24 protein-coding genes are annotated in these 25901 nt (G+C 41.5%); 16 read left to right on the plus strand and 8 right to left on the minus strand.

The window, feature by feature from the left end:
- Positions 1-190 precede the first annotated feature (190 nt).
- Positions 191-805, plus strand: a complete 615-nt coding sequence (gene wrbA / locus F0342_RS05560; RefSeq protein ID WP_149155018.1) for an NAD(P)H:quinone oxidoreductase — start codon at positions 191-193, stop codon at positions 803-805.
- A gap of 56 nt (positions 806-861) precedes the next feature.
- On the opposite strand, the gene F0342_RS05565 is transcribed toward wrbA, so the two are convergent.
- Positions 862-1746, minus strand: a complete 885-nt coding sequence (locus tag F0342_RS05565) for an RluA family pseudouridine synthase (RefSeq protein ID WP_149155019.1) — start codon at positions 1744-1746, stop codon at positions 862-864.
- Between the two features lie 171 nt (positions 1747-1917).
- Between F0342_RS05565 and F0342_RS05570 the strand changes: the two genes are divergently transcribed.
- A complete protein-coding gene (locus F0342_RS05570; protein ID WP_262481653.1) occupies positions 1918-2319 on the plus strand; it encodes a YhcU family protein in 402 nt (133 codons plus the stop codon).
- A 187-nt stretch (positions 2320-2506) separates the two neighbouring features.
- Here F0342_RS05570 and F0342_RS05575 read toward each other — a convergent pair whose 3' ends face one another.
- Positions 2507-2980 carry a thioredoxin family protein gene (locus F0342_RS05575; protein ID WP_149155021.1) on the minus strand — a complete coding sequence of 158 codons (474 nt, stop codon included), beginning with the start codon at positions 2978-2980 and terminating at the stop codon, positions 2507-2509.
- 1 nt (position 2981) lies between these two features.
- Positions 2982-3407: a disulfide oxidoreductase gene (locus tag F0342_RS05580; RefSeq protein WP_149155022.1), complete on the minus strand. Its 426-nt coding sequence runs from the start codon at positions 3405-3407 to the stop codon at positions 2982-2984.
- Between the two features lie 166 nt (positions 3408-3573).
- On the opposite strand from F0342_RS05580, the gene F0342_RS05585 reads away from it, so the two are divergent.
- From F0342_RS05585 to F0342_RS05610, 6 genes are all read left to right on the plus strand, one after another.
- On the plus strand, positions 3574-5247 hold the full coding sequence (locus tag F0342_RS05585; protein ID WP_149155023.1) for a glycoside hydrolase family 13 protein: 1674 nt from the start codon (positions 3574-3576) through the stop codon (positions 5245-5247).
- 388 nt (positions 5248-5635) lie between these two features.
- Positions 5636-7177: a bifunctional GNAT family N-acetyltransferase/carbon-nitrogen hydrolase family protein gene (locus tag F0342_RS05590; RefSeq protein ID WP_149155024.1), complete on the plus strand. Its 1542-nt coding sequence runs from the start codon at positions 5636-5638 to the stop codon at positions 7175-7177.
- A gap of 187 nt (positions 7178-7364) precedes the next feature.
- Entirely contained in the window at positions 7365-9116 is a 1752-nt protein-coding gene (locus F0342_RS05595) for a phospho-sugar mutase (protein ID WP_149155025.1), read from the plus strand.
- Between the two features lie 187 nt (positions 9117-9303).
- Entirely contained in the window at positions 9304-10419 is a 1116-nt protein-coding gene (locus F0342_RS05600; protein WP_262481669.1) for a GAF domain-containing sensor histidine kinase, read from the plus strand.
- A 12-nt stretch (positions 10420-10431) separates the two neighbouring features.
- Positions 10432-11067 (plus strand): response regulator, encoded by a 636-nt coding sequence (locus F0342_RS05605; protein ID WP_149155027.1) that lies wholly within the window; start codon positions 10432-10434, stop codon positions 11065-11067.
- Between the two features lie 21 nt (positions 11068-11088).
- The gene (locus tag F0342_RS05610; RefSeq protein ID WP_149155028.1) at positions 11089-11628 is read left to right on the plus strand and encodes an NADPH-dependent FMN reductase; all 540 of its coding nucleotides are present in this window, start codon (positions 11089-11091) and stop codon (positions 11626-11628) included.
- A 115-nt stretch (positions 11629-11743) separates the two neighbouring features.
- Here the strand turns inward: F0342_RS05610 and F0342_RS05615 are convergent, their stop codons facing one another.
- The gene (locus tag F0342_RS05615; RefSeq protein ID WP_044337863.1) at positions 11744-11998 is read right to left on the minus strand and encodes a YhdB family protein; all 255 of its coding nucleotides are present in this window, start codon (positions 11996-11998) and stop codon (positions 11744-11746) included.
- A 166-nt stretch (positions 11999-12164) separates the two neighbouring features.
- Here F0342_RS05615 and F0342_RS05620 point away from each other — a divergent pair, with 166 nt between their 5' ends.
- From F0342_RS05620 to F0342_RS05635, 4 genes are all read left to right on the plus strand, one after another.
- On the plus strand, positions 12165-12467 hold the full coding sequence (locus F0342_RS05620) for a DUF3889 domain-containing protein (RefSeq protein WP_149155029.1): 303 nt from the start codon (positions 12165-12167) through the stop codon (positions 12465-12467).
- A gap of 410 nt (positions 12468-12877) precedes the next feature.
- Positions 12878-14068, plus strand: coding sequence for an MFS transporter (locus F0342_RS05625; RefSeq protein WP_188048417.1), 1191 nt, complete (start codon positions 12878-12880; stop codon positions 14066-14068).
- A 412-nt stretch (positions 14069-14480) separates the two neighbouring features.
- The gene (locus F0342_RS05630) at positions 14481-15893 is read left to right on the plus strand and encodes a SpoVR family protein (protein WP_149155031.1); all 1413 of its coding nucleotides are present in this window, start codon (positions 14481-14483) and stop codon (positions 15891-15893) included.
- Positions 15894-16022: 129 nt separating this feature from the next.
- On the plus strand, positions 16023-16367 hold the full coding sequence (locus F0342_RS05635) for a hypothetical protein (protein ID WP_149155032.1): 345 nt from the start codon (positions 16023-16025) through the stop codon (positions 16365-16367).
- Between the two features lie 38 nt (positions 16368-16405).
- Here F0342_RS05635 and F0342_RS05640 read toward each other — a convergent pair whose 3' ends face one another.
- The gene (locus tag F0342_RS05640) at positions 16406-17035 is read right to left on the minus strand and encodes a YczE/YyaS/YitT family protein (RefSeq protein ID WP_149155033.1); all 630 of its coding nucleotides are present in this window, start codon (positions 17033-17035) and stop codon (positions 16406-16408) included.
- Positions 17036-17300: 265 nt separating this feature from the next.
- Here F0342_RS05640 and F0342_RS05645 point away from each other — a divergent pair, with 265 nt between their 5' ends.
- Complete coding sequence (locus tag F0342_RS05645) at positions 17301-18908, plus strand: SLC13 family permease (protein ID WP_149155034.1); 1608 nt, start codon at positions 17301-17303, stop codon at positions 18906-18908.
- A 43-nt stretch (positions 18909-18951) separates the two neighbouring features.
- On the opposite strand, the gene F0342_RS05650 is transcribed toward F0342_RS05645, so the two are convergent.
- The 3 genes from F0342_RS05650 to F0342_RS05660 all read right to left on the minus strand — a co-directional run bounded on the left by F0342_RS05650 (position 18952) and on the right by F0342_RS05660 (position 22501).
- The gene (locus tag F0342_RS05650) at positions 18952-19728 is read right to left on the minus strand and encodes a 3-hydroxybutyrate dehydrogenase (RefSeq protein WP_149155035.1); all 777 of its coding nucleotides are present in this window, start codon (positions 19726-19728) and stop codon (positions 18952-18954) included.
- Between the two features lie 18 nt (positions 19729-19746).
- Positions 19747-21033, minus strand: coding sequence for a GntP family permease (locus F0342_RS05655; protein ID WP_149155036.1), 1287 nt, complete (start codon positions 21031-21033; stop codon positions 19747-19749).
- Positions 21034-21175: 142 nt separating this feature from the next.
- Entirely contained in the window at positions 21176-22501 is a 1326-nt protein-coding gene (locus F0342_RS05660; RefSeq protein ID WP_149155037.1) for a hemolysin family protein, read from the minus strand.
- Positions 22502-22789: 288 nt separating this feature from the next.
- Here F0342_RS05660 and F0342_RS05665 point away from each other — a divergent pair, with 288 nt between their 5' ends.
- The 3 genes from F0342_RS05665 to F0342_RS05675 all read left to right on the plus strand — a co-directional run bounded on the left by F0342_RS05665 (position 22790) and on the right by F0342_RS05675 (position 25900).
- Positions 22790-23119 (plus strand): hypothetical protein, encoded by a 330-nt coding sequence (locus tag F0342_RS05665; protein WP_149155038.1) that lies wholly within the window; start codon positions 22790-22792, stop codon positions 23117-23119.
- A gap of 308 nt (positions 23120-23427) precedes the next feature.
- Positions 23428-23799 (plus strand): ArsR/SmtB family transcription factor, encoded by a 372-nt coding sequence (locus tag F0342_RS05670; RefSeq protein WP_149155039.1) that lies wholly within the window; start codon positions 23428-23430, stop codon positions 23797-23799.
- On the plus strand, positions 23789-25900 hold the full coding sequence (locus F0342_RS05675; protein ID WP_149155040.1) for a heavy metal translocating P-type ATPase: 2112 nt from the start codon (positions 23789-23791) through the stop codon (positions 25898-25900). The genes F0342_RS05670 and F0342_RS05675 overlap by 11 nt, the downstream gene beginning before the upstream one ends.
- Position 25901 lies beyond the last annotated feature (1 nt).

A 25901-nucleotide genomic window follows, 5' to 3' on the forward strand; every position in this document is an offset into this window, starting at 1 on the left:
GGAATTCAAATGTACACATATACGATGTGGAAATCCAACACAGAAACTCGGTATGCAATCCAACATCACTACTTTCAATTAGGTAGCAAATGAATAATGCAGGTGAATGTTGATTGATTTACCTGCACTCGGATTCGGTGTTTCACTTATTTACTATATATAAACCATATTTAAAGGAGAGATTAAGATTATGTCTAATGTAAAATTAGCAATCATGTACTACAGTTCAACGGGAACAAATTATCAAATGGCGAAATGGGCAGAAGAGGCTGCGAAAGAAGCAGGCGCTGAAGTGAAGGTACTGCGTTTTGAAGAGACGGCACCTGAAGGAGCAATCGCTTCAAACCCAGCATGGGAAAAGCACTATAATGAAACAAAAGATATCGTACCTGTTGCGACACTTGATGATCTTGAGTGGGCAGACGCATACCTTTTCAATGTTCCAACCCGATTCGGAAATGTTCCTTCTCAAGTCAAAGCCTTCCTGGATACTACTGGAGGTCTTTGGTTCAACGGGAAACTTGCTAATAAAGTAGTAAGTGCCACTTCATCTGCAAGCAACTCACACGGTGGACAGGAGCAGACGGTCCTTGCTCTTTACACAACTATGATGCATTGGGGTGCAATCATCGCAGCTCCTGGATATACAGACCAATCAAGCTTTACTACAGGAGGAAACCCGTACGGAACGAGTGTAACAGTCGATCAGGAGGGTAATATGGTTGAAGCCGTTGAGCCTGCAGTGAAACACCAAACTCGCCGTACGATCCAAATTGCTGAAGCAGTAAAAAACGGATTGAAATAAATAACATATAAGAAAACGAGTCACTCACGAATGGGAGTGGCTCGTTTTTTTTGTTCTCACAACCCGACATCATCGGCACAATCAGCCTCACACTCAATCCATTCGCCAGTCAGGGGATGAGGAAATGAAATCCGTGCTGCATGCAGCGCTTGCCTATTGAAAATCGGCCTTCCTCCATATAATATGTCTCCGACTAAAGGATGACCGATGTGACTCATATGGACGCGAATCTGGTGGGTGCGTCCAGTATCAAGCTGGACTTCAACTAGTGTAAAAGGATTTTTATACTCCAGCACCTTGTAGTGGGTGATTGCATCCTGACCAGAAGGTGAGACCCTTCTTCTTGTATTGTGATGGCGGTCCCTGCCGATTGGTTCAGAGATGGTGCCTTTTTTTTGCTTCAATCGACCATGAACGAGAGCATTGTATGTACGCTTGATCTGTCTCTCAGTGAGAAGTCGGTCAAGAATCGCTTTACTTAACGGGTGCTTAGCGAAGATGATTGCTCCCGATGTATCATGATCCAAACGATGAATGTGCTGGACGCGGCTGCTTTCTCCCCGGGCTTGATAGTGAAAGGCCACCAGATTTGCAAGGGTTTCCGTCTCATTCGGATGGTTTGGGTGAGTATCAATTCCCGCAGGTTTGTTGACGACAATCAGATGGTCATCTTCGAATAGTACATCGATTTCTCCATAGGTCGGAGGGACATCATATTCTACTTCTTTAAATAAATGAAGCTGAAGCGTATCTCCCGGAGAAAGGGGCTGGGTCCAGGAAATCGATTTCCCGTTCACTTTAATATCACCCGCCATCCTCATGGAATGAATTAGTTTCTTAGGTGCTTGCCAGTGATTTCTAAGAATTGTTTCAATCGTTACATTTTTCCATTTGTCTGGAACAACTAGTTCAAATAGTTCTCCTTTTTTCTGTGTTTTCATCAAAAAACTCCTTCAACTGACAAAAATCTTATACTTGTGTGGGTATTTAAACCTAATTTAACTCCTATTCAACCCATTTCATGGGTATAATTACCACGCTGTTGGTTCTACTTCTATGTTATCCTTAATATATCTATTACAGAGAGATTACAACCATTACAAAGGTGGGTTATGACGGTGAAAGTTTTACTAGCATCAACACATGAACAGGAAGACAAAATTCAAGAGCTCATACAGTACATGTATTGTACTATTTTCCCTGATTATTTCACAGATGATGAAATTGAGCAATTTGATGATATGCAAGTATTACATACGACGACGAGAAACTTTGAATACTTCGGAACCCTTAAAGAAGCGTTCCAGGTGATTTCAAGCTTACAAACATTGATTTCCATTGTCGAGAGCGGATCAAAAGAAGAAGTGTATGAAGAAATGTTTTACCGCAATGCTGATATTCTTCAAGGGTTTGGTATGTTTTTCCCACTGTCTTATGATCAATTCAGTGAAGAAACTGATTGTAAGCATAATTTAAGTATTTATTCGAGAGCGGATAACCAACTGCTTGTTTAGAAAAATCACGTCGTAAAAAGTTTGATACTTTAGAAAATTCGTATAAAAATGTTTAGAAGATTCCAGTGAGGGGAAAATAGCTTGTAATAAGTTGATTTTGAAGATATACAGTATCTTCATCTTGAAATTCCTCCTCACTTGAAAGGGGCTGACTCGTGGAAAAGTCAGCCCCTCTTTTTTTGCTTTATTATTCTTTCGTAACGTTCTCTTCAAAAAACTTCTTAAATTCTTCTTCAGGTTGTTCCCCTACGATTCTCGCTACTTCTTTTCCACCTTCGAAATGTACCAGTGTTGGAGTGGATTCGATTCGGTACTGATCCCATCCTTGTTCAAATTCAAGAAGATTGTACTGAACCATATCGACTCCCATGTCTTCGGCAAGTGGTGCAAGTATAGGAGTAGTCCTCTTACAATGAATACACGATGAGCTATAGAAATACACAGTCACATCTTCGTTATTCTTTAATTTCTCTTCTAATTCCTCTGGCAGGACCACATTCTGATAGTTAGGGTCGTCCAGCAGTTCGACTGTGGCAGGATTAAGATTCGCTTTTTTAAACTTATTTCCCTCTGCTTTTTGACTGTTTTGCATGCTTGTGATGAGCGCGATGGCAGCAAATAATGCGACGATCGCTACTAGAAATATGATGATTTTCTTCAATCTATTTGTCCTCCTTTAATGCTTTTAATACCATTACACTTGCGATGAAGATGATAAAGAAACCGGTCAATGCCAAGAATGGGATGGTGATAAATCCGAACAGGTTGATGTATTCGCCTGTACATGGGACCCGTCCGCAGGCAGGTGCACTCTCTGTAAGGATTGAAACTTTTTGAATAGAGTAGTGATACAAGGAAACGATAAGGCCGATTCCGGATAAAATAGTAGAATATAATGCCGCTTGAAAATCTTTGCGGACATAGGCCACACCTAATAGAATGACCATCGGATACATTAAAATACGCTGATACCAGCATAATACACATGGTTCATATTTCATGATTTCAGAGAAATATAAGCTCCCCATAGTTGCGACAAGAGAGGAAGCCCATGCAAGGAACAACAGAGAATCTGCTTTTTTATTCATATAGAATTCCTTTCTAAGTATATTCTATCAAATTATAGTATGTTATTATTATAAATGTAAAATGAGAAATCTTTATGAAGAAATATGATATTTTTTTAACGATTTATGCAAACGTTTGCAGTGAGCGTTTTATTCTTTGAATTAACCTAACAGGAGGAAATCACATATGTCAAAACAATGGTGGAAAGAATCGGTAGTCTATCAAATTTACCCTCGCAGTTTCATGGATTCAAATGGAGATGGCGTCGGGGATATTAGAGGAATTATTTCTAAATTGGATTATCTGAAAGAACTGGGCATTGATGTGGTCTGGTTATCACCTGTGTATGAATCTCCTAATGATGATAATGGTTATGATATAAGCAATTATAAAAAGATTATGGATGAGTTCGGCACGATGGCAGATTGGGAAGAAATGCTTGAGGAAATGCATAACCGTGGTATGAAGCTTGTTATGGACTTAGTGGTGAATCACTCTTCCGATGAGCACGGCTGGTTTGTGGAATCGAGGAAATCAAAGGACAACCCATATCGTGATTATTATATTTGGCGTGAAGGAAAAGACGGAAAAGAGCCGAATAACTGGGAGTCTGTATTTAGCGGTTCTGCTTGGGAATATGATGAAACGACAGAGGAATATTTCTTACATCTCTTTTCGAAAAAGCAGCCGGATCTAAACTGGGAGAACCCGAAGCTGCGACAGGAAATCTATGACATGATGAAATTCTGGCTGGATAAAGGAATCGATGGTTTCCGTATGGATGTCATCAACTTCATTTCGAAAGTGCCAACACTGCCTGATGCGCCCAATCCTGAAGGGAAGACGTATGCTTCCGGTCATGAGTACTTTATGAACGGTCCCCGCATTCATGAATTCTTTAAGGAAATGAATCAAGAGATCTTATCACATTATGATGCAATGACTGTTGGTGAAATGCCGGGAGTGACACCGGATCAAGCCGTACTTTACACAGGTGAAGACCGCAATGAGGTGAATATGGTATTTCAGTTCGAACATATGGATGTGGACTCGGGTCCAGGAGGGAAATGGGACGTCATTCCTTTCGACCTTGTAAAATTGAAAACCATTTTAACGAAGTGGCAGACAGAACTTCACGGGAAGGGCTGGAACAGTTTGTACTGGAACAACCACGATCAGCCAAGGATTGTGTCACGACTTGGTGACGATGGAGATTACCGCGTGAAATCTGCGAAAATGCTGGCAACACTTCTTCATCTGATGCAAGGGACGCCTTACATTTATCAAGGCGAGGAGCTTGGAATGACGAATGTCCGATTCTCGTCCATTGATGAGTACAAGGATATCGAGACCCTGAACATGTATCGCGAGAAAATAGCGCTAGGAATGGATCCTGAAGAAATCATGAAGTCCATATATGTAAAGGGAAGAGACAACGCAAGAACCCCTATGCAGTGGAACAGCGGGGACCAGGGAGGGTTCACTGAAGGAGAACCCTGGATTGCCCTTAACCCCAACTACAAAGAAATCAATGCCGAACAAGCCCTAAAAGATCCAGAATCCATTTTTTACTACTATCAAAAATTGATTGCTCTTCGTAAAGAGCATGAAATTATCCCATACGGATCCTTTGAACTTCACTATGCAGATCATCCTACCGTATATGCCTATACGAGAACATATGAAAACGAAAAGATCATGGTACTTTGCAATGTATCCGGAGAAAAACAAGTCATTGATAACATCGCTTCTTTTGATATCAATCAGGCTGAAATCCTTATAACAAACGAAGAAAAGCATGAAAAAGATAAATTTACTTTAAACCCTTGGGAAGCAACGGCTTATTATTTTAAGAGGTAAAATGAAAGGAAGCACCCATATGATCGGGTGCTTCTATTTTTAAGGGCATTTTTTCTAATGTTTGTTTGGTGTTAAAGATCTATGAAATAAATAATAACCAAGTTGATTGGAGCGGAAGGTGCTCGACTCCTGCGGGAATAGCGGGAAAGTTGAGACCCCGCAGGGCAAAGCCCGAGGAGGCTCAACTCACGCCCCGCGGAAAGCGAGCACCTGGAGCGGAAATCTACCACTACTGGCTATTTTAAGAATATTTAACCCCAAATCAAATTTCTTCAAATCATCCACACCCCTTTGCTAAAATAAAAGGGATGGACTGTCATGAACTTCGTTTCAACAGTGCACTATAAGGGTATATAATTCAGGTAATTTATGAAGGAGTAGATCATAGATGGCAGAAAAACTAGACTTATCACAGTTCGAAAAGAAAATGATCATACGTCCAATGGAACATAAGGACATTCAAGATATTATCAACATGCAGTCTGTTTGTTTTCCAGGGATGGATCCCTGGAAGGTGGAACATCTGGAAAGTCATTTGGACGTGTTTCCGGAAGGTCAGCTTGTCGCCGAATTAGAAGGGGAAATTATTGCATCATGCTCGAGTCTGATCATTAACTTTGACGAGTATGACGACCGCCACACATGGGATGATGTAACGGATAATGGTTACATAACGAATCACAATCCCGATGGCTATAACCTGTACGGAATCGAAGTCATGGTGCACCCTGAATACCGACGCATGAAGGTAGGACATCGTTTATATGAAGCAAGGAAGGATCTTGCAAGACAGTGGAATTTAAAGAGTATCATCATCGGGGGACGCATCCCGAACTACCATAAACACTCAGAGGAGATGTCTCCAAGGGAGTACGTGGATTCAGTTGGGCGTCATAAGATTTATGACCCTGTACTATCATTCCAGTTATTAAACGGTTTCACCCTGATGCGGATCAACCCGAACTATTTACCTGATGACAAACGATCACATAAATACGCCACGCTGATGGAATGGAATAACGTCGATTACCGTCCGTCCAGCAAACGGCATTTTAAAACAAGTTATCCTGTCAGGATCTGTGTTGTTCAGTACATGATGCGTAAAATCAATTCCTTCGAGGAGTTCGCGAATCAGGTAGAATACTTTACAGATGTAGCATCAGATGCAAAATCTGATTTCGTCGTGTTCCCTGAAATCTTCACCACACAGCTCATGTCATTCTTGAACATCCAGTCACCGAGCTTAGCAGTGAGAAAGCTGACGGACTTTACTGAGGAATATATCGAATTATTCACGGATTTAGCGGTTCGTTACAATGTGAATATCATTGGGGGGTCTCACTTCGTTAAGGAAGAAGACGATGAAATCTACAATATCGCATACTTGTTCCGTCGTGATGGAACGATCGAGAAACAGTACAAGGTTCATATCACACCAAATGAACGAAAGTGGTGGGGAATCAGTCCAGGAGATTCCGTAAGGGTGTTCGACACGGATTGCGGGAAGATCGCGATTCAAATCTGCTATGATATCGAATTCCCTGAGCTTGCCCGTATCGCAACTGACAAAGGGGCGAAGATCATCTTTACTCCATTCTGTACAGAAGATCGCCAAGGGTATCTCCGTGTCAGATACTGTGCACAAGCCCGTGCAGTTGAGAACCAGATTTATACGGTCATTTCCGGTACAGTGGGGAATCTTCCACAGACAGAAAACATGGACATTCAATACGCTCAGTCAGGTATCTTTGCTCCGTCTGATTTTGAATTTGCCCGTGATGGAATTGTCGGAGAGACAAATCCAAACATTGAAATGGTCATGATCGGAGATGTCGATCTCGAAGTGCTGCGACGACAGCGTCAATCGGGTACGGTCCGTCAGTTAAAAGATCGCCGACATGATGTATATGGAGTGAATTATAAGAAGTAATCCAAGTAAAAGCCTCGCTGAATTGTTCAGTGAGGCTTTCTTGAGAAAAAAAGACAAATTCAATTCAGAAAAATTATGCTAAAATAATGACTAAACGAATCTTGTCGACATATGACGGATTGTTTTAGCAGGATTTCTACAATATGTGATAGAATTTATTCTTATACAGCATTAGGAGGGGATCGTTTTGAGTTGGAAAACATCTTGGGAAAAATGGAGCGACTACTTGCATCTGGATGAAGAGATCAACGAGCTTTTAGGAGCAATGAAAGACGACGAGAAAACCTTAGAAGACGCATTCTACAAAAACCTGGAATTCGGTACTGGTGGAATGAGGGGAGAAATTGGCCCCGGAACCAACCGAATGAACATTTATACAGTTAGAAAAGCCTCAGAAGGGTTAGCACGATACATAGAAGAACAAGGTGAAGAGGCTAAAAAGCGCGGAGTTGTAATCGCTTACGATTCCCGTTATAAATCTCCTGAATTTGCCATGGAATCAGCCAAGACGCTGGCTACACATGGTATTCAAACATATGTGTTCGACGAACTGAAACCAACTCCGGAGCTTTCATTTGCCCTTAGACAATTAAAGGCATTCTCTGGAATCGTGGTCACAGCAAGCCATAATCCACCTGAATATAATGGTTACAAAGTATACGGTGAGGATGGGGCTCAGTTGCCTCCACACGTAGCCGATGCCGTTATCGATAAAGTGAATGAAGTGGAAAATGAGCTGGAAATTGAAGTTAAATCAGAAGTAGAATTGAAATCATCCGGCCTCATTAAAATGATTGGCAAAGAGATCGATCAATCTTACCTGGAGCATCTGATTTCGATTTCTGAAAAACCTCAAGTTGCCAAGGAGGTCGACCTGAAAATCGTATTTTCTCCATTACATGGAACAGCCTTAAAGATGGCTGAAAAGGGTCTGAAAGCTTTAGGATATGAGTCTGTTCACATTGTAAAGGAACAGGCGATTCCAGATCCTGAGTTTACGACTGTGAAATCCCCGAACCCGGAAGATAAAGCGGCCTTTGAATATGCCATCCGTGACGGGAAGGAAATCGACGCAGATATCCTGATTGCGACAGATCCCGATGCAGACCGCTTAGGTGTAGCCGTAAAAGGTGAATCAGGCGAGTATATCCTTCTCACTGGAAACCAAACAGGTGCTATTCTGCTGGATTATATTCTGGCACGTAAACAAGAAAAAAATATGATTCCTGAAAATGGACGAGTATTCAAAACCATCGTTACATCCGAATTAGGCCGTAAAGTGGCAGAACATTACGGAGCTTCAGTGGAAGATGTACTGACAGGCTTCAAATTCATCGGTGAAAAAATTAAAAAGTATGAAGAAACAGGCGAATACACATTCTTATTTGGTTATGAAGAAAGCTATGGGTACTTAATCGGCGACTTCGCCCGCGATAAAGATGCCATACAAGCCGTACTGATGGCAGCAGAAGCGGCAGCTTACTATAAGAAACAAGGCAAAACCCTATATAATGTACTGAATGATTTATTTGAACAGCATGGCTTCTATCAAGAGGGATTAAAAAGTTTAACTCTTAAAGGAAAAGAAGGAGCTGAACAAATTCAGGGGATTCTGAAGGGCTTCAGAAACGAGCCTTTGAAAGAAGTGGCAGGTATGCAGGTCGTTTCATCGGAAGATTATAAAGTAAGTAAGAAAATCGATTTACAATCAGGTGAACAATCAAACATTCACCTTCCATCTTCCAATGTTTTAAAATACTATCTTGAAGACGGATCATGGATTTGCTTACGCCCATCTGGAACCGAGCCGAAAATCAAGTTCTACTTCAGCGTTATTGGTGAGACACAAAGTGATAGCGATAATAAATTACATGCTCTGCAAGAAGCCATCATGGTGAAAGTGGAAACGATGGTAAGTTCATCTGTAGGTGAGGCGTAAACATACAGCCATATTGCATTGCTTAATACAAAACAAGAGATGTGCTGGTGCATCTCTTGTTTTTTTGGATGGAAGAAAGAACATATGTTTTCCGTCAAAGGTCGTAGAACGTTTCATTCTTTTTGAGAATACCGGTTTTGTGTAAAAACTATATAATAGTAGTGAAGGATCGGAGAGGACGATGAAAATGAATCAAGAATCCCTTTCAAATATCGGGCTTTTGAAAGAGATAGCCGAATTGCTGAACAATGAAACAGAGCTTTCTTCCATGCTATCAGGTGCAGTGAAGAAGTTGATCAGAGGAACAAGCTTCACGACGGGATGGATTTTCTTTATAGAAAAGGAAGGAAGTCACGAGCTTGTCTCCTATGAGAATCTCCCAAAGTCACTATCTGACCGGAAATGTGAACTGATGAAAAATGGCGGCTGCTGGTGTGTCAATCGCTTTCGAAATGGAAAGCTGACGAAAGCATCCAATATCATCGAATGTCAGCGGATTGAGCAGGCAATCGAAGAAAACAGAGGGGATACGGATGAAATAACGTATCATGCAACCGTCCCTCTTCAGTCCGGAAATGAATCCTTTGGGTTATTGAATGTAGCAGCTCCGAATAAGACCCACTTTTCTACTGATGAACTGGCTCTTCTGGAATCAGTTGCCTTTCAAATCGGTTCGGCCATTAAGCGTATTATGCTGACTAAGAAGGAGCAGGAAGTCGCTCTTATTGGTGAAAGGAACCGGTTGGCAAGAGATCTTCATGACTCTGTGAACCAACTGTTGTTTTCCCTTACGTTAACGGCAAGAGGTGGAGCAGAGATGACCAGGGAAGAGGAAGTAAAGGACACCTTCAAGACCATACAAAGTCTTGCCCAGGAAGCGCTTTCGGAAATGCGTGCCCTCATCTGGCAATTAAGACCACATGGTTTAGAAAACGGAGTGGTGGAAGCTGCTAAAGGATACGCAGACATGCTCGGTTTAACCCTTGAAATGAAAGTAGAGGGAGTCATTTCCCTAAGCTCTAAAATTGAAGAGGTATTGTGGCGTGTCAGTCAGGAAGCCCTGAATAATTGTAAAAAACATTCAGGTGAAAAGAACATATTCTATACATTAAAAAGTGAAGCACAATCAATTCGATTAACGATTGAAGATAGAGGTTACGGATTTCAATATGACAGGAAACAGTCTTTGCCGTCAGTGGGGATCCAAGGTATGAGAGAGCGTGTGAAAAGCATTGGCGGGGAATTAACGATAGATAGTGGGCTTGGGAAAGGAACGACAATTTTAGTTCATATACCATATTAGGAGGTGTCATGCATGATCAGAGTGTTAATAGCCGATGACCATCACGTCGTACGAAGAGGTCTTGTCTTCTTTTTAAAAACACAAAAAGACCTGGATATCGTAGGGGAAGCAAAAAATGGGGCAGAAGCCGTCCGGTTAGCTGAAACACTTGAACCCGATATCATCTTGATGGATTTAATGATGCCGGTCATGGACGGAATTCAAGCAACAAAGGAAATTAAAAAGAATCACCCTGCAATTCAAATTCTGATGCTCACCAGCTTTTCTGATCAGAATCACGTGATTCCTGCCATTGAAGCAGGAGCAGCTGGGTACCAATTAAAAGATATTGAACCCGATGAATTAGTGAATAGCATCCGAAAGCTTTTATCCGGGGAAAATTCTCTTCACCCTAAGGCAACCAACCATTTACTTACCCGTATCTCCAGAAAAGAGCCACCCCACAAAATCCATGAGCTCACCAAACGGGAGAAGGATGTTTTGATTGAGCTCACGAAAGGGAAGAGTAACAAAGAGATTGCTTCCAGCCTCTATATAACGGAAAAAACCGTCAAGACTCATATTTCAAACATATTTTCCAAGCTGGAAGTTTCAGATCGAACCCAAGCGGCTTTGTATGCCGTTAAACATCAATTGACATCAAACTAAACCGGAAAGGATTTTTCTAACATGAGTATTATAATTATTAACGGAAGTCCAAGAAAGCATGGTCGTACTGGAATTGCTTCACGATTCATTGCCAGGACGTATGACTGTGACCTTATTGACTTAAGTGATGGAACACTCCCATTGTACACCGGAGAGGAGGATCAATCAGAGCTTGAATCCGTTCAATCACTTAAACAAAAAGTGAAGGAAGCAGACGCCGTCATTTTAGCTTCCCCTGAATACCACAGCGGTATGAGCGGGACAATGAAGAATGCACTCGATTTCCTGAGCAGTGAGCAATTTGCCCACAAACCAGTGGCACTTCTTGCATGTGCCGGTGGAGGTAAAGGAGGGATCAACTGCTTGAACAACCTTCGCATCGTCGGCCGTGGAGTTTATGCAAACGTCATTCCGAAGCAGCTCATCCTCGATCCACACTGCTTTGATTATGAAGGGGACGGACTCTTAGAAGAACCTGCTAAATTAGTTGATAATCTGATGGAGGAACTGAGGGTATATGTGAAAGCGGCTGAGCTAGTGAAAAGTAAAATATCGTCTTAATCGGGAAAATCGGCATTGCGCCGGTTTTTTTATTACTCTATACATACCAAAATAATAAAAGCTGATCCAATAGCGCATACTAATTGGATCAGCCGTAGGTGGAATTCTCTTTTTGTTACATCTCTGCAAAGGTTTCCTCAAGTGGTTGCTCGACACTATAGGTGAAATTTGCATGTTCAATATATCGTAAAAGCGTATATAGGTTACGCTCTACAACTGTGTAATCATTAGAAAAATGATACGCATGTAAGAAGTGTTCAATTCTTTTCGAAAGAAGGTCATCCTTCGTTCTCACCATGAGGATCAACAGGTTATCCCATTCTGATCGGTGAGTGTAATACAAGGCCCGATCGTAATCGACTTTGTTCACTTGGTTTCCCTCCTTTTGAAGGGGTAATCATATTGTATGGAGAAAACAGCTTTTATTTCTCTGTAAAAGTTGGTTATGTTGCAAATGCTTGTTTTCCTACTTTTGGGTGAATAAATCAGTGAATTTAATTCATCCTATTAATGAAACGTAAACAGAGGTGATGATAATGAAGAAAGCAATGGTGATCGCATCAACCGTATTTTTTCTTTTATTTTCAAGTCATGCATATGCTCAACCAACGGATTATCAAAAATTTGGCCGGATTGCCACAGCTGTCATTAAAGAAGACTATCCTGGTCAGCCTGTGAAGGATTATCAATACCAGGGTCGAAAGAAAATGACGGAAAACAAAGTGGCCGATTCATTCGAATTTACCGTTCAAGAGAATAGTGCAGAGAAGAAGGTACTTGTAGTCGTCGTACACAATCTTGATAATGAAAAAATACTGAACATTACGGTGCAGGAATAGGTGCAACAGATAAAGTCTTCTTAAAGGGAGGCTTTTTTTGTTCGGATTGTGCGTGCACAGTCTTAAGCAGGGTATTTTAAACTTAATACGAGACGTTGTTGATAATTTGGAACAAGTTTACACGAAAGTGGCACAACAAACGGCCCAAGCGGCACAACAAACCCGGATTTTGGCACAATGAACCTAGCTATAGAGTGAATATACTTTGTTGGGTATGATAAATACGCCACAATCTAACACCCCAACAACGTATTGATAATAAAATAAAGTATTCTCTGCAAAAATTAAAACCATTTGCTAAAATAAACCTATACATAAATCGTTATTAATTTTTGAAAGGGGTTCTTTGATCCAATGTGATGCTATCTTTTCTCACCTAATTAAAAACTGAATAGAGGGAGGAAGAGATATTGCATTCCAATGCATTTAGAAATCTGTGGTTCGGTCAGGCATTGGCGAATATGGGAGATATTTTGTATATCGTAGGATTAATCTCCTTGATTTACAATTTAACAGGATCAGCTGTTTACATGACGGCAGTTCCTTTAGTGATTACGTTTTCGAGGTTTATAAGCAGCATGGTGGCACCCCTTCTGTTGAATCGCACTCAAATGAAGAGTTTAATTGCCTACTCTCAAATGGGGAAAACATTCTTTCTTTGTTTATTTCTGTTGTTAATGGTACTCAATATTGAAAATGTGTGGTTCTTTTTAGGGTGTGCGAGTATCATTTCATTTTTAGATGGATGTGCATTGCCTGCCAGGAATTCGTATGTGCCTTTTCTTGTGAAACGGGAAGAGTTGATGGGAGCGAACGGGTTTTTATCCACCGTCGATCAGACGATACAATTTTCAAGTTGGGCATTAGGTGGAATCCTATTATCGCTCATTAATGAAACGAATCTATTTATCTTGATCATTGTTTTGTTTCTCGCCAGTACGTTGTTTATGATGAAGCTGCCTGTTATCCCAAGTACCAGCTTAGAAGTGAGAAAAGTTTGGTGGCAGCAACTTGGAGAAGGGTGGTCAGAAGTTAGAAGGAGAAAGGGATTAGTTCCCGTGTTTTGGATCTATGGGTTAGAGTCGATTTCAGGCACCGTTTGGATTGCGGCTGTTTTGTATTTGTATGTTGATCTGCAATTACAGCGTGGCGAAGAATGGTGGGGGTTCATCAACTCCAGCTTCTTTATCGGCTTGGTTCTTGCTTCCTATTTGATTTTTACGCTCCACAGTTTGTTTTCAAAGCACAGGCATAAATGGCTCCCGATTTGCATGGTCTTTACGTCAAGTGTGACACTCGTCTTTGCCTGGAATAAGGTTGCGCTCCTTGCACTCGTTTTATCCTTTGTGTTCGGTTTGTTTGATCAAATTAAAAATGTCGTCCTTCAAACGTATTTGCAGGAAAGTGCACCACCTGAAGAACTGGGAAAAATCTATGCTGCCCAAGGTGCGTTAACAACATTGCTGTTTGGATTATCATCTATTGGAGTAGGGCTGCTTCTTGAAGTACTTAGTATTTCAATGATTTTCACCCTATCAGCACTCCTACTGCTAGGCACTCTTTTTCCAGTTATGCTCCTTCAAAAGAATTTCCGGACATAACATTGATAAAAAGCTGTTCCCATCTCGTGATTGGGAGCAGCTTTTTTTGTCGACTTCAGCTTTTGCTTGTCGGGTCTGACCTACCCGGTTCCGCTTTTCTATATGTCCAGCTTCGGTGGCTAGAGGCTCGAGGTCATAAGACAAGCTGTCATGTAGGTGAAAAGGCGCACCTTCATGACACATCGCCTTATGCTTGTCGCCTCTACCAAAGCCCTTCCGCTTTTCTTCATGTCCAGTTCCTGCGGGTAGTCCCTCGAGGTCATAAGCTAAATCGACCAAAAAGGCAAAGTGCGCCTTTCCGGTCGATTCATCTTATGCTTGTCGGGCCTGCTCAACCCGCCTCCGCTTTTCTTTTCATCAAATCCCTTTTCTCTTCATACATTTAGATAAGAGTATAAAGAGGGGGATGACGATGAATTTAGAGGAACAGAGGCAGTTACAAAATGCGATAGGGGAAATTACTGAGATTGCAGCCGGGTTTGGACTTGATTTTTATCCGATGCGTTATGAGATTTGTCCTGCTGAAATTATTTATACATTCGGTGCTTATGGAATGCCGACCCGCTTTTCTCACTGGAGTTTTGGGAAACAATTTCATAAGATGAAGCTTCAATATGATTTGGGTTTAAGTAAAATTTATGAGCTCGTGATTAACTCGGATCCTTGTTATGCTTTTTTATTGGATTCGAATTCGCTTATTCAGAATAAGTTGATTGTTGCCCATGTGTTGGCCCATTGTGATTTCTTTAAGAATAATGTGCGATTCCAGAATACGAAGCGAGATATGGTAGAAAGCATGGCGGCTACTGCAGAGCGGGTGCGAAGATATGAGATCGAGCATGGGAAGCAGGAGGTTGAAAACTTTCTCGATGCCGTGCTTGCCGTGGATGAGCATATTGATCCGTCATTGATGCGTCCGAAGCTGTCGTGGACAATGGATGATGTGGAGTGGGTAGAGGAAGAAGTGAGTCATGCGACTCCTTATGATGATCTGTGGTCGTTGGATGATAAACCGAAGAGCAGAGAGAAGAAAAAGGTGAAGAAGAAGTTCCCTCCACAGCCTGAAAAGGATATTCTTCTCTTTATTGAGCAGTACAGCAGGGAGTTGTCTGACTGGCAGAGGGATATATTGACGATGATGAGAGAAGAGATGCTGTATTTCTGGCCGCAGCTTGAAACGAAAATCATGAATGAAGGGTGGGCTTCGTATTGGCATCAGCGCATCATCCGTGAAATGGATTTGACAAGTGGAGAGTCCATTGAGTTTGCCAAGTTGAATGCAGGTGTTGTACAGCCTTCCCGTACGCAGATTAATCCGTATTATTTAGGATTGAAGATTTTTGAAGATATTGAAGATCGTTTCGACAACCCTACGGATGAAATGAAAAAGCGTGGGGTGAAACCAAATTCAGGTCGAGAAAAAATGTTTGAGGTTCGTGAAATTGAATCTGACATTTCTTTCTTAAGGAACTATTTAACGAAAGATCTTGTTACGAGAGAAGATATGTATTTATTCCAGAAGCAAGGAAAGGACTACAAAATTGTCGATAAAGAATGGACTCATGTACGGGATCAACTGGTAGGCATGAGGGTCAATGGCGGGTTCCCTTACATTACCGTGAATGATGGGGATTATATGAAGAGCGGGGAACTTTATCTGAAGCACTGGTTCGAAGACGTGGAACTCGATATTAAGTATTTAGAAAAGGTTTTACCGTATCTGCATCAGCTTTGGGGAAGACCGGTCCATATTGAAACCCATGTGGAGAACCGTGATATGTTATTTACGTATGATGGGCGAAGCGTGCAACGGAAATATTTGTAAATGGGCAGAGCAGTTCCAGGTGAAACCCTGGAACTGCTATTTTCTTCTTAAGCAAAAGGTGTTCTAAATAGATGGACTGGCTTATACGATAATAAGAGAGATTATTTCAAACTTTAGGAGGAGACGGGAATGGCAGATGTTGAAGTCTTTATCGGTGATTTAACGGACCAGACATTTCATTATGAAGGGGGGGACTGGAATCATAATTACCCGAAAAGGATCAGTCCGTTTTTTCCGAAAGGGTATGAACTCTTTTTCTCCCTATTGGATGGCATTTATTATAAAAAAATAGAAGGCAGGCAAACTGACTGGGGAAGTCATACTTGTTTGATGTACCCGGATGAAATGTTGTCGGTCTTGGAAGATTACTATAAGAGTGATAAGGACAATAAACAGGTGCAACAATTATTCCAGTTTATAAAGCAATTAAATCCACATCAACAATATGGATTAGTGGCATGCGAGATGTCATAACGTAGAAAAGGACAAACTGCCTCAGGCATTTGTCCTTTTTACATACTTACATTGTTTCGACTGGTGAAACGGGTATTGAGTCTATCCGTGAAAAATAAAAAGGATTTTTGAAAGATGGGACTTTGAATAAACGTATAAATAAAAGTAAAAACGAAGACTGGACCGGAAAGAAGCAGTCCGATTAGTAACACCGCACACTCACAAATGATCCGGACTCTGCTGATTGAAAGATTTGTTAAATCCGAAATGGTAAGCATAAACCCGTCCCGCGGACCCGTGCCAAGGTGTGCCGCTGAATACAATCCCCCGCCAACCCCCATTAAAATAACCGCTGACAATAGAATCAGGATATCTAAGAATATGTTCGTTTCAGGGGGAAGTAGGTCATAAAATAGAAAGAAGTCGACCAACATGCCAACCATCACACCGTTAAGGATCGTCCCGATACGAACATACTTCCCTTTCAAAACCAGGGTACCTGCAATCAGGGTTGCACCGACAATTATATTCCACGTGCCAATTGTTAAGCCGAACTTCTCATATAAGGCAATGTTTAATACATCCCATGGATGGATTCCTAAGTATTGCACTTTGATGGACATACTGATCCCATAGCTGAAAATAAGTAACCCTATTACAAAATAACTTATTTGCCAATAGATTTTCATAGTGTCTCCTTTGAAATAACAGTCATCACTCTATAACAATATTTTACAACGAAAAGGTTTATGAAGATATGGTTTGTTTTTCGTTTAGTAGAGAGAGGACGAAGGTCCTTCAAGAGATGTACATCCTTTGAAGGAGAAAACAAAAGGAGAGTAGGAATAAAGGAGTGAATATTCAGATATCTACATTGTTTAAAGGGGTTGTAATTGACAGCACTTTCGATGGTCGATAGAGTTTTAGTAAGACGAGTAATGGGGGAATGAGTAGATGCTTACTGTGAAAAATGCATGGGGGACACTTTGGAAATGGCACGAAGATGTGATGGATACTTTGCAATTTTTCACTTCCGGAAGTACGCCTGCTGCTTCTTCTCGCGCAGGGGATACAAATCTTGTTCCGGAGCCTAATGCAAATCCAAGACAGAAAATCGGTTTTTTCATAGGACCACTCTTATTTATTCTTATCATGTTATTTTTCTCTCCTAAAGGTTTGGCAAAAGAGGCTGTTGCTGTCCTTGCAGGGACAACATGGATAGCGGTATGGTGGATAACAGAAGCAATACCTATTCCGGCAACTGCTTTGTTGCCGATCATTTTGTTTCCGCTTACGGGAGCTCTTCAAGCCGGAGATGTCACGTCTGCCTATGGTGATAGTACGATTTTTCTTTTTATGGGTGGTTTTATCATTGCGATTGCCATGGAAAAGTGGAATCTACATAAGCGGATTGCCATGAACATCATATTGTTGATTGGTACAGGCACTGAGAGAATCGTCCTTGGATTTATGTTGGCTACAGGTTTTTTATCTATGTGGATCTCGAATACTGCAACGGCTATGATGATGCTTCCGATTGGAACAGCCGTGATTTATCAGGTTAATGAAAGTCTAAAAAGGGAGGGGACTAATAGAACGGGGCACTTCAGTAAAGTGATCATGCTGGGAATTGCCTATAGTGCATCGATCGGAGGATTGGGAACGTTGATCGGAACGCCTCCAAACACAATATTTGCTGCAGTTGTGAAACAGTTGTATGGTATTGATTTCTCGTTTGCGAAGTGGATGCTTTTTGGTGTTCCACTTGCCACTATTCTTCTAGTTGTTACATGGTGGTATTTAATCAAGGTGGCTTTTCCATTAAAGATTAAAGAATTGCCGGGGGGAAGGGAGATTGTGGAGAAAGAGAACCGGTCTCTTGGTCGTATTTCATTTGAAGAAAAGCTTGTTCTTATGGTCTTTGTCGCTACAGCCCTATGTTGGATCACTCGATCGTTTCTATTGAACCAATGGGTTCCGTCATTAGATGACACAATCATAGCAATCACAGGAGCACTCGTTTTATTCCTTCTTCCAGGAAGAAAAGAATCGCGATTGATCAATTGGGACGATGCGAAGAAGCTCCCATGGGGGATCCTGCTCTTATTCGGTGGAGGTCTTGCCATTGCCAAGGGTTTCAAAGAGACGGGGTTGGCAGAGTGGATTGGACAGCAACTAACGATTCTTGAAGGGATATCCTTCATTATTATTCTTCTTGCAGTAACGGCCTTTGTTATTTTCTTAACTGAAATTACGTCCAATACGGCGACAGCCACGATGATGTTTCCGATAATGGCTGCTCTTGCAGCTGCCCTTAATATTCACCCTTATAGTTTGATGGTGGCTGCGGGCTTAGCTGCTTCATGTGCTTTCATGCTGCCGGTGGCTACACCTCCGAATGCTGTCGTATTCGGATCAGGTTATATCAAAATGGGAGACATGGTCAAGGCGGGAATATGGTTAAATCTGATAAGTATCGTATTTATTACACTTTTGATTTATTTCTTCATGCCACTCGTATGGGGAATCGATTTAGGGGTATTACCTGTAAATATGAACTAAAGAAAAATCGGATCAGTTTCCTGATCCGATTTTTCTGTGCTTATTATTGCGCAGTATATCCGCCATCTAAAACAACGGCCTGACCAGTTACACCTTTTGCTTTGTCACTGGATAGGAAAATGGTGTAGTCTGCAATTTCTTCTACTGATAATAATCTCTTTTGTGGAACAAGAGGATAAATGACATCCTCCAATACTTTTTCAAGCTCCACACCACGAGTCGTTGAAATATCCTTTAATTGGTTGCGGACAAGAGGGGTATCCACGTATCCGGGGCATAGGGCATTGACGGTAATCCCATGCTCCGCACCTTCTAAAGCCGATACCTTTGTCAGGCCGATAACACCATGCTTGGCGCTGTTGTATGCCGCTTTACCGGCAAAACCGATTAGTCCATTAATGGATGCCATATTAATGATACGACCGAATTTTTGCTTCTTCATATAAGGGAAAGCAAATTTTGTTGCGATAAAGGGAGCGGTCAGCATAATTTTGATCAGGAGCTCAAATTTTTCAATGGGGAATTCTTCAATTGGAGCTACGTGTTGAATACCTGCGTTATTGATTAATACGTCTATGCGACCATAGTGCTCAACTGTTTTATCAATTCCCGCTTTCACTTCTTTTTCACAGGTAACGTCGCATTTAATGCCCAGGCAATCGAATCCTCTGTCTTTCAGTTCTTCAACCGCTTCATCCAATCCTTCTTGATTGATGTCTGAGAGAACAACTTTCGCACCATTTTGAGCAAAGTGTTCCCCGATTTCAAAACCAATTCCCCTTGCAGCACCAGTAATGAATACAACTTTATCATTTACCAACTTCTTTTCCTCCTCTAATTAATAAATTCCTATATTGGCTAGGATGATTGAAACGATTTCTGCAATCGTAGGAATAAGCAACCCGACAACGGCTACATCCAAATATGAATCTTTATGGGTTAGTCCTGTTACGGCAAATAAGGTCAGGAGTGCACCGTTATGAGGAAGTATCGATGCTCCTGATGAAATGGAAGCAATTCTATGGAATGCTTCTGCACTGATACCACTTGTTTGAGACAACTCATAATATTTATCTCCCAAAGCCTCCAGGGCAATCCCCATTCCTCCTGAAGCAGATCCAGTAATAGCTGCAAGGGTTTGAACAGCTATGGCTTCAGATATGACGGGATTGCCTTTAATGCCAAGAATTAGCTTCGTTAACGTCTTGAAACCGGGTGCTGCTGTGACAACTGCTCCGAAACCAACAGCAGCGCTTGTGTTAATGACTGCCATAACTGAGCCCTTTGCTCCGCCATTGACAGCAGGGATGAATTTTTTATAATGCTTGAAGTTAATTATTAATATCGAAAGTATTCCTACAAGCAGAGCGGTCAGGATGTTCCACTTAAAGACATTCAGTGTAACGACGACAATGACAAGGGGAAGAAATGATAAGTAGAAGTTAGGAAGCTCTGATTCATTAATTTCCTTCACATTGTTTCCACCTTTTGGCTCGGTAAACGAATCTCCTTTACTTGTAAATTGCTTTTGACGCCATCTTAAATAAAAATACCCTCCAACTGCCATTATTAATCCACCGATGATACCGATGATTGGAGCGGCAGTGGGGGATGTTTTAAAATAATCGATTGGAATCAAGTTTTGAATCTGTGGTGTACCTGGGATGGCTGTCATTGTAAAGGTGAAAGCCCCCAATACGAAAGTCGGCGGCAATAGTTTCCGTGTGATATCCGCTTCTCTGAACATGGCAATAGCCAGGGGATAAATCGCAAATACAACGACGAATAAGCTCACACCGCCATATGTTAAAACGGCAGCTGCGATCAGCACGCCCAGTATCGCCCTGTCTTTACCGATAATGTTCGTAATTTTGTATGCGACGGATTGTGCTGCACCGACATCTTCCATCAATTTTCCGAAAATGGCTCCGAACAGGAATACAGGAAACCATTCTTTAGCAAAATCCACAAACCCGGTCATATACGTTTCTGTATAGGCAGGGAGCAGGTCAAGTCCACTCATTAATGCCACTAAACCTGCTACCAGGGGAGCGATCCAAATGATTGACCAGCCTAAATACGCCAAGACCATAAGAAGGATTAATCCAACAATGATGCTAGCCATAACTCACCTCTCATAAAAGTTTGTAGTTATTTTTCCATTAAAGAAAGGATTTATTCTATAGGGAAATCTGCTTTAGCAAGAGTGGGATTTGCATGCAGACGTTCCGGATACTTCATTCATTAAGAAAGAAAAGAACGAGCCGTTAATCGGACTCGTTCTTTTCATTATGACTGCCATCCATTTTGGTAACTTCTAAATATTGAATATGATGACCATCGATTTCTTTCACTCTAAAGCAATAACCTTGTTCCTCGATCCTGTCATTCAGCTTAACTTCGTACTTCTGAGTCAGGAACCAGCCTCCGATCGTGTCGACCTCATCTTCTTCAATGGAAATCCCAAGGAGATCATTCACATCTTCAATGAGCATCACGGCATCAAAAATAAAATGATTTTCTTTTACCTTCTGCACTTCAGGAATTTCATCGATATCAAATTCATCACGAATCTCCCCGACAATCTCTTCAATGATATCTTCTACTGTAACAAGACCGGCAGTCCCACCGTATTCATCCAGGAGTACGGCCATCGGCGACCGTTCTTTCTGAAGTTTGACGAGTAAGGCTTGAATAGGGATGGTTTCGATGACGCGGATCACAGGCTTGATAAAGGAAGTTAAGTCTTCATGTTCCTCTTTGTGGTTCACGAGTGTTGTCAGCAGTTCCTTCACGTTCACTATACCGAGGATATTATCTTTATCACCTTCTACGACAGGATATCTCGTATAGCGTTCCTCTTTAATGATGGTGAGTACTTCATCAATGGTGGAATCTGAGGATAGAGTCACTATATTCGTTCTAGGGACCATGATTTCTTTTGCGATTCGTTCGTCGAATTCAAATATTTTGTTTACGTACTTGAATTCGGATGAATTGATTTCCCCACTTTTGTAACTATCGGAAAGAATGATCCTAAGCTCTTCCTCGGAATGGGCAATTTCATGTTCAGAAGCGGGTTTTAAGCCGAATAACCCTGTGAACACCCGGGCAGAGCCGTTTAATGTCCATATGAATGGATAAGCGAGTCGATAAAACCATATCAACGGTCGTGCAAATAATAGAGTGACTTTCTCTGCTTTTTGAATGGCAAGGGTTTTCGGTGCCAACTCTCCAATCACCACATGCAAAAAGGTAATGACGGAAAATGCGAGTCCAAATGAAATGATACTAGTAATGGAGGCGTTTAAATCAAGCCTCTCAAACACGGGATGAAGCAACGTTTCAACGGTCGGTTCACCTAACCAACCGAGTCCGAGGGCTGTGATAGTAATGCCTAATTGACAGGCAGAAAGGTATTCGTCTAAATGGGATGTGACCCTTTTAGCAGCAATGGCCGTTTGATTTCCTTCGGATACCAGCTGATCGATACGAGAGCTTCTTACTTTGACAATGGCAAACTCTGATGCAACGAAGAAAGCGGTCAGCGCAATTAAAACAGCAACGAGAAATAAATTAAGTAGAATGTCCAATGAGCAGAAGCTGTAGAAAGGGAGTGAATCGAAGGACCCTTCTAAAGCTTCAAACACCTCCTGAATAGAAAAGTCATGGTTCCGTAAAAAAATGAAGCAAGATAACACTTGAAATCCGGTTGCAATGAGTATATCCTTTTAAAAGTATCACATTCTTATCCGTACCCAAAGTTCGTTGCAATGTGTAAATCGCTTGGTTATTGTTAGAAATAACAATTTTCATCATTAAAAATAGAAATGGACAAAACAAGGATACGAATCAATGGATAGTTGGAAAGGAGAACGATTATGGCAGACGTGTTTAACCAAGGATTTGTTGTAGCCCTTATCATTGCCTTTTCGGTTTATGTCATCTTAAGAGGAATAGCTATTTTCTTTGGCAAAGCAGGGAAAGGCTATCTGGAAAATATTCAATCCCAAACAGGACGCTTATATCTGCAATTAATAGGTGGCTACTATATATTATCAGGCGTACTTGGCTTGCTTATTCCACGTTTAGACTGGAAAACAGAAGAGATATACTTTGCAATTGCAATCTTTGCGATTTCATCTGTTGTTTTCTGGGTAACATTGGATCTCTTTATGAAACGTGATCGGAAAAAACTACAACAAAATTAATATGTTTCTTATAAGCCCTGGAATCTTTCCGGGGCTTTTTTATACTTTTTTACTAGCTGTTTTCTAAAAGCTTTTTAGTATCCGGGGTCTCGGCACGCCCAAAATCCGCCGGAGTCTGCGCAGTTCCCCCCACCATCTTTAACAGTATTTTCATGACAGAGCACCTGGCAGATATATATTAAAAACAACAAACTTCATTACTTAAAAATTTTAAAAAATCCCATACATTCAAAAGAATGTTTGAACATTATTAGCATTTCTTCTATACTATATTCAAAAGAGTATTTGAATGTTGGAGGAGTGACGAGATGAAAGAGACGGATATATGTGAAATAAAGTGTGTGGAAGATGAAAAGGTCAATCGCTTAAAATCAATGATTTTATCACAAAATACCTCTAAGGTAGCTGAAATCTTTAAAGCACTTTCTGATCAGACAAGAGCGAAAATTGCGTATGCACTTACCATCGAAGAAGAACTATGTGTATGCGATGTGGCAAATATTGTGGATGCTTCAACAGCGACCGCATCCCATCATTTACGTTTATTAAAAAAGCAGGGGTTAGCCAAATTCAGAAAAAAAGGCAAGCTCGTTTATTATTCTTTAGACGACCATCATGTGAAGCAGTTAATTGAAATTGCGTTGACTCATCAAGTGGAGGTGGAGGAACGTGACCGGTAAACCAGCCCTTAAACAAACCTACCGGGTCGAAGGATTTACGTGTGCGGGTTGCGCGGCGAAGTTCGAGAAGAACGTTCAGCATCTCGACGGAGTGGTAGATGCAAAAGTGAACTTTGGAGCAGCGAAGATTACCGTTTACGGAGAAACCACGAAGGAATCGGTAGAAAAAGCAGGAGCATTTGAAGGACTTCGCTTAACAGAAGACGGAATAAGAAAACAAGAGGAAGAAAGAGAACCTTTTTACAAGAAATATATGCATTTACTTTTCTCAGTTTTCTTTATCCTTCTTGCTTATTCCTTTCCATTTACAGAAATCGATAATAATCAAATCCTTTCTACTCTTTCATTTGCAACAGCCATTGTTGTAGGGGGATTTCGGTTATTTCAAACAGGATTCAAAAACTTACTCAAATTAGAGTTCGATATGAGAACCTTAATGACGATTGCCATTATTGGGGCAGCGTTTATCGGCGAATGGGGTGAGGGAGCCATTGTTGTTCTCCTGTTCGCCATCAGTGAAGTGCTGGAGTCGTACTCCATGGATAAGGCCCGTGAGTCGATTCGTTCACTCATGGATATTGCACCACCACAAGCCCTCATCATCCGGAATGGTACAGAGCTGCTTGTTGATGCAGAGGAAATTGAGGTCGGTGACATGATGATCGTGAAGCCTGGTCAGAAAATTGCCATGGATGGTGATATTGTTGAGGGCTCGTCTTTTGTCAATCAGGCGGCGATCACAGGAGAATCGGTCCCTGTGGAAAAGCTTCATGGTGATGCTGTATTTGCAGGAACGTTAAACGAAGAAGGGTACTTAAAGGTTAAGGTAACGAAGCGAATTGAAGACACGACTCTCGCCAAAATTATTCATTTAGTTGAAGAAGCTCAGGGAGAGAGGGCACCCTCCCAAGCATTTGTGGATGTATTCGCTAAATATTATACACCGATTATTATGGTCATCGCTTTACTTGTTGCTATCATTCCACCATTGCTCTTTGCAGGGGAATGGTCGACATGGGTCTATCAGGGACTATCTGTCTTAGTGGTGGGTTGTCCATGTGCCCTGGTCATTTCCACTCCGGTGGCGATTGTAACCGCTATAGGAAACGCTGCGAAAAATGGCATTCTCATAAAAGGCGGGGTGTATTTAGAGGAATTAGGAAGATTAAAGGCCATCGCCTTTGACAAAACTGGTACACTCACAAAAGGAACACCCGAAGTAACTGATGTCATCCTAATAGGTGATGCAGAGGAAGAACAGTTGTGGATGAAGATGGCTGCACTTGAACTCCACTCCCAGCATCCACTTGCTCACGCTTTTCTGAAAAAGGCGGAAGAGCTGAACATTGAGTATGGGGATTGTGAAGTGGTTGAGTTCCAATCCCATACAGGTAAAGGAATCAGTGGCCGAATCGGTGAGGGTAGATACTTTCTTGGAGCGGAAAGCCTTTTTACTAATACCCCTTCTACAGAAATTGAAAGCCTTCAAAGTGAGGGGAAAACGGTCATGGTGTTCGGAATCGATGATACTCCATTAGCTCTTATAGCCGTGGCCGATGAAGTGCGGGAAACAAGTCGCGAAATCATCGACAAACTTCATTATATGGGTATCAAGCAAACGGTGATGCTGACAGGAGATCATGAAAATACGGCCAGGTCGATTGGAAGAACAATAGGTGTCAAAGAAATCAAAGCAGGCCTGCTGCCACAAGATAAATTAGACTTTGTCAAACGCTATATGAACAAGTTTGGAAAAGTCGCAATGGTAGGGGATGGTATTAATGACGCCCCTGCACTTGCAACCTCAAATGTAGGAATCGCCATGGGTGGGGCAGGAACCGATACAGCACTGGAAACGGCAGATATCGCGTTAATGAACGATGACCTTACAAAACTGCCATATATCATTCACTTAAGTCGGAAAACACTTATCATCATCAAACAAAATATCTCGTTTGCCATTGGGATCAAGCTTCTTGCTTTATTACTTGTCATCCCCGGCTGGCTTACGTTATGGATCGCGATTTTTGCCGATATGGGAGCAACATTACTCGTAACATTGAATGGTCTAAGGTTATTAGGAGTCAAAGACCGGAAGTGAG

Origin of the sequence: Bacillus sp. CH30_1T (assembly GCF_008364765.1) — a bacterium.
GTDB lineage: Bacteria > Bacillota > Bacilli > Bacillales > Bacillaceae_B > Rossellomorea.

Excerpts from the sequence above, each read along its gene's own strand:
- F0342_RS05620 (WP_149155029.1), top strand. The coding sequence starts at position 12,165 with ATGAAGAAAGCAATGGTGATCGCATCAACCGTATTTTTTCTTTTATTT.
- F0342_RS05565 (WP_149155019.1), bottom strand. The coding sequence starts at position 1,746 with ATGAAAACACAGAAAAAAGGAGAACTATTTGAACTAGTTGTTCCAGAC.
- F0342_RS05610 (WP_149155028.1), top strand. The coding sequence starts at position 11,089 with ATGAGTATTATAATTATTAACGGAAGTCCAAGAAAGCATGGTCGTACT.
- F0342_RS05605 (WP_149155027.1), top strand. The coding sequence starts at position 10,432 with ATGATCAGAGTGTTAATAGCCGATGACCATCACGTCGTACGAAGAGGT.
- F0342_RS05590 (WP_149155024.1), top strand. The coding sequence starts at position 5,636 with ATGGCAGAAAAACTAGACTTATCACAGTTCGAAAAGAAAATGATCATA.
- F0342_RS05600 (WP_262481669.1), top strand. The coding sequence starts at position 9,304 with ATGAATCAAGAATCCCTTTCAAATATCGGGCTTTTGAAAGAGATAGCC.
- F0342_RS05670 (WP_149155039.1), top strand. The coding sequence starts at position 23,428 with ATGAAAGAGACGGATATATGTGAAATAAAGTGTGTGGAAGATGAAAAG.
- F0342_RS05655 (WP_149155036.1), bottom strand. The coding sequence starts at position 21,033 with ATGGCTAGCATCATTGTTGGATTAATCCTTCTTATGGTCTTGGCGTAT.
- F0342_RS05635 (WP_149155032.1), top strand. The coding sequence starts at position 16,023 with ATGGCAGATGTTGAAGTCTTTATCGGTGATTTAACGGACCAGACATTT.
- F0342_RS05585 (WP_149155023.1), top strand. The coding sequence starts at position 3,574 with ATGTCAAAACAATGGTGGAAAGAATCGGTAGTCTATCAAATTTACCCT.
- wrbA (WP_149155018.1), top strand. The coding sequence starts at position 191 with ATGTCTAATGTAAAATTAGCAATCATGTACTACAGTTCAACGGGAACA.
- F0342_RS05640 (WP_149155033.1), bottom strand. The coding sequence starts at position 17,035 with ATGAAAATCTATTGGCAAATAAGTTATTTTGTAATAGGGTTACTTATT.
- F0342_RS05570 (WP_262481653.1), top strand. The coding sequence starts at position 1,918 with ATGACGGTGAAAGTTTTACTAGCATCAACACATGAACAGGAAGACAAA.
- F0342_RS05645 (WP_149155034.1), top strand. The coding sequence starts at position 17,301 with ATGCTTACTGTGAAAAATGCATGGGGGACACTTTGGAAATGGCACGAA.
- F0342_RS05630 (WP_149155031.1), top strand. The coding sequence starts at position 14,481 with ATGAATTTAGAGGAACAGAGGCAGTTACAAAATGCGATAGGGGAAATT.
- F0342_RS05665 (WP_149155038.1), top strand. The coding sequence starts at position 22,790 with ATGGCAGACGTGTTTAACCAAGGATTTGTTGTAGCCCTTATCATTGCC.
- F0342_RS05580 (WP_149155022.1), bottom strand. The coding sequence starts at position 3,407 with ATGAATAAAAAAGCAGATTCTCTGTTGTTCCTTGCATGGGCTTCCTCT.